This window comes from Sphingopyxis sp., from assembly GCF_016793825.1.
In the GTDB taxonomy this organism is placed as follows: Bacteria; Pseudomonadota; Alphaproteobacteria; order Sphingomonadales; family Sphingomonadaceae; genus Sphingopyxis.
This window is the reverse complement of record NZ_JAEULM010000038.1, coordinates 1-9,213: the sequence shown is the minus strand read 5'-3', so window position 1 is coordinate 9,213 and position 9,213 is coordinate 1. Positions and strand designations below refer to the sequence as shown.

10 protein-coding genes and 1 tRNA gene are annotated in these 9,213 nt (G+C 58.6%); 5 read left to right on the top strand and 6 right to left on the bottom strand.

Features of this window, described 5'->3' with window-relative positions:
• Positions 1–269 precede the first annotated feature (269 nt).
• Both JNM03_RS11905 and JNM03_RS11900 read right to left on the bottom strand, forming a co-directional pair.
• The gene (locus JNM03_RS11905; protein ID WP_294036830.1) at positions 270–956 is read right to left on the bottom strand and encodes a PEPxxWA-CTERM sorting domain-containing protein; all 687 of its coding nucleotides are present in this window, start codon (positions 954–956) and stop codon (positions 270–272) included.
• Positions 957–1,089: 133 nt separating this feature from the next.
• Positions 1,090–1,731: a PEPxxWA-CTERM sorting domain-containing protein gene (locus JNM03_RS11900; RefSeq protein ID WP_294036828.1), complete on the bottom strand. Its 642-nt coding sequence runs from the start codon at positions 1,729–1,731 to the stop codon at positions 1,090–1,092.
• A 725-nt stretch (positions 1,732–2,456) separates the two neighbouring features.
• Here JNM03_RS11900 and JNM03_RS11895 point away from each other — a divergent pair.
• Together JNM03_RS11895 and JNM03_RS11890 are read left to right on the top strand one after the other, a co-directional pair.
• Positions 2,457–4,166, top strand: coding sequence for a hypothetical protein (locus JNM03_RS11895; RefSeq protein ID WP_294036826.1), 1,710 nt, complete (start codon positions 2,457–2,459; stop codon positions 4,164–4,166).
• 980 nt (positions 4,167–5,146) lie between these two features.
• Positions 5,147–5,347, top strand: a complete 201-nt coding sequence (locus tag JNM03_RS11890; protein WP_294036824.1) for a hypothetical protein — start codon at positions 5,147–5,149, stop codon at positions 5,345–5,347.
• A gap of 68 nt (positions 5,348–5,415) precedes the next feature.
• On the opposite strand, the gene JNM03_RS11885 is transcribed toward JNM03_RS11890, so the two are convergent.
• A tRNA-Glu gene (locus JNM03_RS11885) sits at positions 5,416–5,490 on the bottom strand.
• A gap of 228 nt (positions 5,491–5,718) precedes the next feature.
• Between JNM03_RS11885 and JNM03_RS11880 the strand changes: the two genes are divergently transcribed.
• Positions 5,719–6,915, top strand: coding sequence for a site-specific integrase (locus tag JNM03_RS11880; RefSeq protein ID WP_294036822.1), 1,197 nt, complete (start codon positions 5,719–5,721; stop codon positions 6,913–6,915).
• On the opposite strand, the gene JNM03_RS11875 is transcribed toward JNM03_RS11880, so the two are convergent.
• Together JNM03_RS11875 and JNM03_RS11870 are read right to left on the bottom strand one after the other, a co-directional pair.
• A complete protein-coding gene (locus JNM03_RS11875; protein ID WP_294036821.1) occupies positions 6,890–7,084 on the bottom strand; it encodes a helix-turn-helix domain-containing protein in 195 nt (64 codons plus the stop codon). The genes JNM03_RS11880 and JNM03_RS11875 overlap by 26 nt on opposite strands.
• Entirely contained in the window at positions 7,081–7,296 is a 216-nt protein-coding gene (locus JNM03_RS11870; RefSeq protein ID WP_294036833.1) for an AlpA family transcriptional regulator, read from the bottom strand. Before JNM03_RS11870 ends, JNM03_RS11875 begins: the two co-directional genes overlap by 4 nt.
• Positions 7,297–7,715: 419 nt before the next feature.
• On the opposite strand from JNM03_RS11870, the gene JNM03_RS11865 reads away from it, so the two are divergent.
• Together JNM03_RS11865 and JNM03_RS11860 are read left to right on the top strand one after the other, a co-directional pair.
• Positions 7,716–8,156, top strand: coding sequence for a type II toxin-antitoxin system RelE/ParE family toxin (locus tag JNM03_RS11865; RefSeq protein WP_294036831.1), 441 nt, complete (start codon positions 7,716–7,718; stop codon positions 8,154–8,156).
• On the top strand, positions 8,134–8,466 hold the full coding sequence (locus tag JNM03_RS11860) for a DNA-binding transcriptional regulator (RefSeq protein ID WP_294036819.1): 333 nt from the start codon (positions 8,134–8,136) through the stop codon (positions 8,464–8,466). Before JNM03_RS11865 ends, JNM03_RS11860 begins: the two co-directional genes overlap by 23 nt.
• Before the next feature lie 41 nt (positions 8,467–8,507).
• Here the strand turns inward: JNM03_RS11860 and JNM03_RS11855 are convergent, their stop codons facing one another.
• Positions 8,508–9,065: a nucleotidyltransferase family protein gene (locus JNM03_RS11855; protein ID WP_294036817.1), complete on the bottom strand. Its 558-nt coding sequence runs from the start codon at positions 9,063–9,065 to the stop codon at positions 8,508–8,510.
• Positions 9,066–9,213 lie beyond the last annotated feature (148 nt).

Sequence of the window (9,213 nt, the reverse complement as noted above, 5' to 3'; positions counted from 1 at the left end):
ACCACTGTCTCCACGATCAACATCCCGTTCTCGCCAACTGATCAAAACCAGTCGGCCGACTAAATCCCCGGGATGAAGGGGTCCTTTTTGCACGCCGATCACCCCACGAAGGGGGTGCCTATTGCACGCTGATCCTCAGGCACGTTCGCCGCCGCCGTTATTGTAGTCTGTGTGATTGCGGTGGTGGCGCGGAACCGAGACGCTGACTAGGCGCCGTTGCGCCAAGCGCTTTAGCGAAGAGTTGCGGAGTCGCGACGCAATTATGATCGCTATGCGATCCGGAAGTTCTCCTGAGTCCGGCGGCGCGAGCGCATCGCCCCGCCAATCACGCCAAAGCCCAAGAGCATCATTGCCCATGTAGCAGGCTCTGGAACGGCGTTGGTCCGCTCGTTCGAAAAGGTAGTGATGAGACCAAGACTGTCAGTACCATTGAGGCCAAGTCCCGAGTACTGCCGTGCTGTCTCGTCGATTGCGAAAACGCTATCGAACGACGTATTTCCTCCGACGGTAGTTGTCGCAGCGATGTTCATCAAAAGATTGCCCAAGCTTGGATCGTATTGCAGGTTTACGCCCGAGAATACGAGAGTCGAGTCCACGAACTGTCCAGTCAAAGTGAAGCTGCCAAAGTTACCAATAGCCGAGCCAAGGTTTGCGCTTCCATTCGTGCTTAGCCCATCTACGCTGGCAGCCGAGTAGTAAAATTTTATATCGTACGTGCCCGTATTCACGGACCCTTCGAAGCCGGGATCTACGTAGAACGTGAGTGTATCGAATAACGTTACACCAGAGAAGGCATTTGCACCGTAAATTTGCTGATACGTACCGTTATACGTGCACGAGAACGGAAAACAATTTCCTGAGTTGCCTGGCAGCTCGCCTACCGTCACGGAAGCTGAAGCAGGCGCTGCGTAGGCCAACATAAGTGCAGCAGCCGACGCCGATATAAAACTTTTCACGACTATTCCCCCACAAGTTCAGTTAGGTCAGCGGTATCACGGTCCACGCTAAGGGAGCGAAGGTAATTCCGTATAGCTGTTCAGATTTGGAGCAAGCCTCGGCGATGATCACAGGCCAAACCCCACAACCTGCTTATCTGTATGCCACCGTGACAGACGGTTTACGACGACGGTAGCGCATTGCTCCACCGATCAGACCGAACCCGAGAAGCATAGTCGCCCAAGTAGCGGGTTCCGGAACGGCTGCATTCTCCACCGAAATTGAGGTCACCCGAAAACTCACACGTCGGGCTGCGTTCGCAAGCCTATCTTCGTGATCAATGAAAAACGAATTTGTAACTAGGCCGCCCAGTCCGGTCGGGAGGTTGGGGCCTGAGACTGTCGTTGCCGAGGTGTCATACATTCCGAACGCCAAGAATGGCGCGTCCAAGCCGGGAACGGAAACCCCTGTCAGCGGTGTTTGGATGATCAGTTCATCATAGGGGGCATTGTCCAATATCGTGACGACTGGAGCAGACACGGGCGTGAATGCCTGAGCGCCCACTGAGAGGCTGAAGCTCGCCAAGCTATATGTCTGAGACATAAAATTACCGAAGCCGGGCGTCGTCGTGTCGTAACTGAAGGAAAGCGTCACTGGCGTGCTGGTCGTATAATACGCTGCCAACGCCGGGTCGACTGAAGCTACGGTGCCAACGATGTTCCAAACGACAGTGGCAGCCTGCGCTGGATTTGCGGCAAGCAAGGCTGCGGCAAAAATAGCTGAACGAACCCTCATCGACGAATCCCCCATAGATCAAATAGATCGGCGGGGCCTATCACGCATTACACCTGCCGGCCGATGGCAATTCCGGATAGTTGCTCCATTATGGAACAGATCTATGTTGTGGCGAGCCGGGCGAAAAAGCTTAGGTGATGAATAGCTGCCGTCCACTCACCCGCGATACGGTACCAAAGCAGTTAAGGAATGATCCCGGATTTCGCCCGAATCGAGATTCTGTACGCGGTTTCCGCCCATTGACGGAAAGTCTTGCTCGACTATTCTCGGTACTCTCCAGTCGGGCGTAGCGACCCGTACCGACTGTGGGGACCAGCTTAAGACAGCCGGGAAGGCTCCGCATCACATGCGGGGCCTTTTTGCTTGTCGACGATGGGCAACTGGCCATTCAGGCGACATGTCCCACGAACCAAATGACAAAGACCGCGCTCTAGCAATGGGGTTCACGCTTGCGCCCCTCATTGTCGGAGGATCGTTCGTTGCGGGGCTTGTTTAACCGCTTGGCTGATCGGTGGGATTGCGAACCACATAGAAGCTCTTGCGATTAAAAAAATCGGCCCTTGTGCTGCGCGTTCGATCTGTCGCATTACCCGCACGGGGCACAAAGCTATGCAGCAGATACATAGAAAACACATGACCAAGGCCGCGATCCATCGCGAGCCTACGACCTGCGCCCGAGTGCTTGTCGTTGGGCCCGCGGCCTGAACCCGCCCCTAGCCACTGACATGGCCTGCTCTTCCACCCTGCTGGGCATATGTCTGAACCCGCCACCCGCCGATGCCGGCAGCGCGATCTTCGGGTTCGCCGAATTTATCAGCGCGCTGGCGCTGCTCATCCTCGTTTTTAATTCGAGCGACTACCTTTACAAATACCGGATCTCGATCGCTCCGCTGCCGCTCTACAAGATTACGTTCATTGGCACGATCGTCATCGGCTTCGGCGCACTCATCACCGACCTCTGGTTCGCCGATCGCTGGCTTGCCCCCGCGCTCGGATTTTCGCGCGCGGACATCCATGCTCTTCTCGGAACCCTGTTCCTCATCGTGACCTTGCTGTGGATCTGGTACGCCTTCCTCAGGCCGCCCGTCTTCAGTCGATCGAACTTCCGTCATTTCTCCGCGGTAACTTATCGATCTATCGTGCGCGGCTCGGATGCCGAGCTCTCTGCCCTCGGAGCCGAACTGGCCTATTCGGCCAAGAATCTGGTGGAGATCTATGGGGCCATCGGCAAGTCGCGCCGCGAGCGAACGGAAGGCGATGTCCCAAAGCATACGCCGGAGGCCTATGCACACGATGCGCTAATGATGTTGGGAAACCGGAAGCTGTGCCGGCACATCGTCGCCAACGCGCCAATCACAGCGATCGTCTTCATGGAGGAGGCGGCGAAGCAAAAAATCTATGACGTGCCGCTCGGCGAGTTTGCCCGCAACATCACTACCGAGGCCCTGCTCAACAAGGATTCGATCCTTTATCTCGAAGACGATCTCGACGCCTTCGACCTGGTCGGCCGGCAGCAGCCCTTCAGCAACGCGATGTACGGGAATTATCTTCTTGTGGAGGGATTGAGCAGGGGCCGATACTCGCCATTTGACATCGATTATCGCATTTCTCTGTCGCTTGATGGCGACCAGTTCGACGCATACTGCCGGATCGCGCTCCTCACCTTTAAGGATTACGTCATCAGCGGACGATATCGCGGATCATCGATGCCGCTTAATCGTGCGTTTGAAATCATTCAGCAGGCCGGAAGTGGCCGCGGCAGGCTAGACAGCTCGGCCATGGAAGATGGAAATGAGGTCCCGAGAGAGCGGCTCCGCGCCGCGATGGACTTTGTAAAGGATGCGGTAACATTCCTCTCGAAACGTGAGGAATTTCAAATTGGAACGCTGCGAAAGCCGGACCCTCGCAAGGTATATCGCGAAGAAACGGTACTTGATCGGCTCGCCGAAATGACCTTTGAGATAATACACACCGCCGCCTATTTCCAAGCGCCTGCAGACGCGGTTTGGTGGGTTCATCACAATATAATCTGGACCGACCTTCGCGGCGATGGCGCAGCATGGGATGCTTTCCGGTTCAAGCTGTCACGCCGACTGTTCGATGAGATCAAGGATATGCGCGAGTGGCCGAATTTTAAGGGCGCCAGGCTTCTCGCCTTCTGTCTCAACGTGATGGGCCTCCGCGTCGGTAACAACACCGATTTTGGACGCGAGTTCTACTCGCTGCGCAAAGCGCTGCTTGGCTGGACAAAGCGCAACTTTCTCACCATCCACCGCACCAACCCAGAAATCGCTGCCTATTGCATGAGCGGATATGTGAGCTTCGACGAGGAAAACCGCCGTTTGGTGAAGACGTATTTCAAAGGTACCAACGTCGAGGCACCTAAAGATTATCTCGCGCTCGATGAGCCCCCAGCCGACGCAATTCCTGCGTAGGCGCGGAAGTGCGCACGGTAGCATACGCGGAAAGTTATCGAACTCCGGCCGCAGATAGTGCATCCTTAAGCGCCTGCTCGCATTGCCGTTTCTCACGCGCGGTCCAGCCGGGATTGCCATGACCAGCCACCAACTTGCGATACGCGGCCGCATCGCTTTCTAGGGCACGGTCGGCCGCGCGCTCGACGACAATGCGCAATGCGATCGTCGAGCGGTTGCTGTGAAAAGGAACAGGTCCGGCGCCATCTTTGGCGAACCCGAGGCGATCAGACCAACAGGTGGCAGGGCGGCCGACTGGCTTTGGCTCAGGTCGCGCGCACGCGGCGCGCGCCATATTCTCAATTTCTCGAACGGATAGACCAGTTTCCGCTGCTAGGCGCCGCGCTCTTTCGTCCGCAATGCGCAGGGCTCTGCCCACCTCCATGAGCCTAGCCGGCGTTGGTTGTTGTTGGTCCATGCCGACCAACATAACCCTGTTTCGGCTTATTCGATACAAATTTGATCAATAAAAATAATTAGTTGAGGACAATCTGTCCCAAAGGCCGCAAAATCAAAAATTTAGTGTGGGTGCCCGAAATAGATTTTGGGCGGCGCGGGCGGGTACCCCCGGCGGGGTCCGGTTCGGGCTGACGAGGTGGCCACCATGCCCCTCGCCCTGCCCCTATGGCCAGCGGGATGCAGCATGTTGCGCGTACCCGCCTCCTGAGATTGATGCTTAGCCGTCACGAGCGACGCACCCAGCCAGGCGCATTGGCCATCATCAATGTCGGCGGCCGTTGGTCGCTGTCGACATGCATCACTCCACAGCTGGCCACCGATCCCGGAAACGCGCCAGCGAAATCTACAGGCGTTCGCAGCATCGCCAAGGAGGGGGCGGCGCTCCACGTTGGTGGCCATCGACAAATCGCCCGACAACAATCTCGTTGCAATCAACATATTGATTTCAGATGCTTTAGCTGTCGCAACAAAGGAGTACGACGATGAGCAAGATGGAAAATCTGGAAGTGCCGGGCGAACTGAGCTGCGCTCGTTGTGAAGGTCGCGTGATCGAAATCGCCGCCGCCAATGACGATGTCGCGTCGATGATCCGGCTAGCTCTGCACGGCCGGTCGAAGGGTGCGAAGGCGCGCGCGGCTGGCTGGCTTCGCGAGGTCCACAATGTGGGCGTAATCCGAGCCTGACAAATACCGCTTATTAGGGATGCATTGGGGAAATTCCCCCGGTGCATCCCTGAGAGCCGCAGAAAAGCTGGTGACCCCTACGGGAATCGAACCCGTGTTTCAGCCGTGAGAGGGCCGCGTCCTGACCGCTAGACGAAGGGGCCGCATGGTCGGAATGGTCGAAAGCGCGCGGGCCGACCGCCCGCTTGACCGATGGTGACCCCTACGAGTGTAGAACTTTTGTGTCAAGCAAGCTCAGGGTGTCCCTAACTGCACTGTAAAATCAGCGATTTATGTTGTAATGTGTTCGCGGTCGGTCGCCCTGATTTGCCTGAATTCCCACCGAAATGTGGGAACGATTGTGGGATCATTTCAGGCAAGGAATAGAACCGATGGCCCTCACGGCATTGAAGGTGAAGAACGCGAAACCCGGTCGGCATGTCGATGGCCGGGGGCTTTGCCTGTTGGTGAAGCCAAGCGGCGCGCGGACATGGGTGCTACGGATGCAGAAGGACGGCAGGCGGCGGGACTATGGCTTGGGATCGGCACTGGACGTATCGCTTGCGGAAGCGCGCGATGCCGCATCGGCGCTACGCCGTCGGGTGCGCGAAGGCGTCGATCCGGTTGCGGAACGACGCAAGTCGCGCAAGGTCGTGCCGAGCTTCGAGACGGTGGCGCGCGACTGCTACGAGGCGTTGAAAGAGGGCTGGAAGAACCGCCGTCATGCCAACTGGATTTCCAGCCTTGAGAACCATGTCTTTCCGATGGTCGGCACCAAGCCGGTGAACGAGGTGGACAGCGCCGCCGTGGTCGACGTGCTTTCGCCCATCTGGCTTGAGATTCCCGATACGGCGCGGCGCATATTGCAGCGCATCGGCGCGGTGCTGGACTTCGCCCATATCAAGGGATGGCTTCCGGGCGAGGTATCGTTGCGCTCCGTCCGTAAGGGGCTTCCCCGTCAGGTGGACAAGGGCGGGCATCTGGAAGCCATGCCTTATGCGGACGTGCCAACCCTCATGCAGAAGCTGGCAGCGGCTTCGCCCACGACCGGGCGCGATGCCTTGCGCTTCACGATTTACAATGCCGTGCGGTCGAACGAGACGCGCTTTGCCGTCTGGACCGAGTTCGACCTTGAGAAAGCTATCTGGACCATTCCGGGCGAGCGCATGAAGGCGGGGGAAACCCATGTCGTGCCGCTGTCCGCGCCCGCCGTCGCCTTGCTCCGCAAGCGGTGGAACGAGCGCACCAGCAACACCGGCCTTGTGTTCAGCAATGACGGCGACAAGCCGATCAGCGACATGACCATGACCAAGCTGCTCCGCGATGACGGCATCAAGGGCGTGACCGTGCACGGCTTCCGTTCCGCCTTCACCGACTGGTCATCGGAACGAACCCGCTTTCCCAAGGAGGTTGCCGACAAGGCGTTGGCGCACAAGCTGCCCAACAAGGTCGAGGCCGCTTATCGCCGCACGGACTTTTTCGAGAAGCGCCGGAACCTGATGGCGCGTTGGGCCGAGTATCTGGACCGCAAGGGGAAGGACGCCGCCGCCACGGCGTCTGAGCCTATCCCGCTCCGCGCTGCCGCCTGATGAGGTCATGCAGGCTGGAGGTGGTGATACGGGTGGACTTGCCGAGCTTCACCGTCTCGACTTCTCCGGCCGCGATCAGCTCGTAGAGCTTGGTCCGCCCGACGCCGATCATGCGTGCAGCGTCATTGACGCGGACGCAGATCGGATCGGGAGAAGGCGTGGTCTTCACCGCGTAGCCCTTTCGCTATCGCTGGCGCGATAGCCGCCCGGATCGGCAATCCAGCGATCGACGGCGGACTCATGCCAGCCAGCGCCGTTGATGCTGATCGGCAGTTGCCGGGGGAACGTCCCGTCCGCGATCTTGCGGTAGAGGGTGGAACGGGAAAGTCCGGTGCGCAGCAGCACCGTCTTGAGGCGGATGATTTTTTCAGGGTGGGACACGGGGCGCTTCTTCTCCATGCTATGGTTGTCGATGGTGCCCCTTGGGTTGAGAGTTGGCGCTTCTTCGGCACGGCGCAAGAGTGCCGAAAATGGTGTCGTAGGGCTCTGTCGTCCGCTGGCGTCCCCTGTCGTCTCCTGTCGTGCGACAGCGTTGCGAACATTTTTTCCCAATGCGTCCCAGCCCGCGCGCTTTGGGGTCTGCCGTCCGCATCCCGCTAGGTATGACAGGCGCTTGTTTGCGACTCGGAGCAATTGTTGAAGCGATCGATTCTTGCATCATCGCGAATATTCCATCGACCGGTCCGCTCGCCACGGTGCATGCTGTATCGCCTTGCCCCGCCGCACAAGAGGTGAGGCATTACCGTGCCGCTTGCAGCAGGTTTCGGCACTTCGGCGCGATTGAATGCCGATGCCCGATATTGAAATATAACGCTAAGTGTTATATATGTGGTAAAGCAGGAGAACCGGGCATAACGCGCATTTTCAAGAATGGCTGGTTCGAGCGCTTTGCGCGGAAGGAGCGAATAGATGATTCGGCCCTTCGTGACGCCGTGCAGCGTGCGACAAGCGGGCTGATTGACGCCGACCTTGGCGGCGGCGTCATCAAGCAGCGCGTGGCGCGCGCCGGTCAGGGCAAATCAGGCGGCTATCGCACGTTGATCCTGTTCCGGCATGGCGACCGCGCGATATTCGCTTTCGGGTTCGCCAAGAGCGCACAGGCGAACATATCGAAAATCGACCTCGCGCTGTTGCGGGACGCGGCAACGGAGGCACTGGAATGGAGCGGCGAGGAACTGGACCGACTGGTGGCATCTGGAACGCTGGTGGAGATCGAAGATGACGACGACAACGAAGGATAAGGGCTATCGCAGCGAGATCGCGGGCGCGATCCATGAGATGATGAGCGACGCGCACGACGCAGGCGTGGTGTCGCGCGCGACGCTTCGCACGTTCGATGAGGCGTGCCTTGCTCCGGCCCCGGTGCTAGCGGGTGATGAAATCCGCGCGATCCGCGAGCGCGAGCATGTCTCGCAGCCGGTGTTCGCCGCCTATCTCAACGTATCGCGCAATCTGGTGTCCGACTGGGAGCGCGGCGTAAAGCGGCCGGGTGGTCCCGCCTTGCGTTTGCTGTCCATAATCCAGCGTAGAGGATTGCAGGCCGTCGCATAGGCCGCATATCTCCTATCACCTGTTTGTCGCCAGCGGCGGCATCAGGCCTCGATCCTAGTGAGAAGCGGCCAAGTATCGCACCAAGATTTCGAGCGTATGCGATCCTCATAGATGGCGCGCTTATCTTCGCGGAAGCGTGGCGTCGGACGCAAAACGAGGCCGAACAGGTCATTCAGGCCCAACGGGGCTGCGATCTGACAACCACCTGCTCCAATGCGGCGAGCGGCAATCGCTGTTGCCGTTTCGGGCCAATACCGCATGGCATCAGTCGCGGAGGCATATGGAGCGTCACCATTGCGGACGTGCATCCGGGCTTGGTTTTTGACCGACCAAGTTATGGACGGCTCCCAAGCCTGCAACAGCGCCTCAAACTCCCGATCATAGATCGGATCGGCGCGACGCGGATCATGCCAAATTACGTCAACATCGCCACAGATCGGCATAGCTGATCGCTGGTGGAGGTGTTCCCACACCGCGTTCCTTACAAAGCCTGCGCCGATCCAACAGTCCGGCAAATCTAGCGCGGCGACCACATCCAGAAGGTACCAACGGTGTGGATCATCGCGTAGAATGGAAATTACGCATGAGGCCCTGTCCATCCGAGCATGCGGATTCCGAGGTGATCGCGCCCACCATTCCGAGGAATTCCCGCCCGGGATTCCGAGCTGATCCCGCCCACCGTTCCGATTAATGTCCGCCCACCCTTGGGGTGCGGTGCCTGATCGTTGGGACCATGCTTTCCGGCTG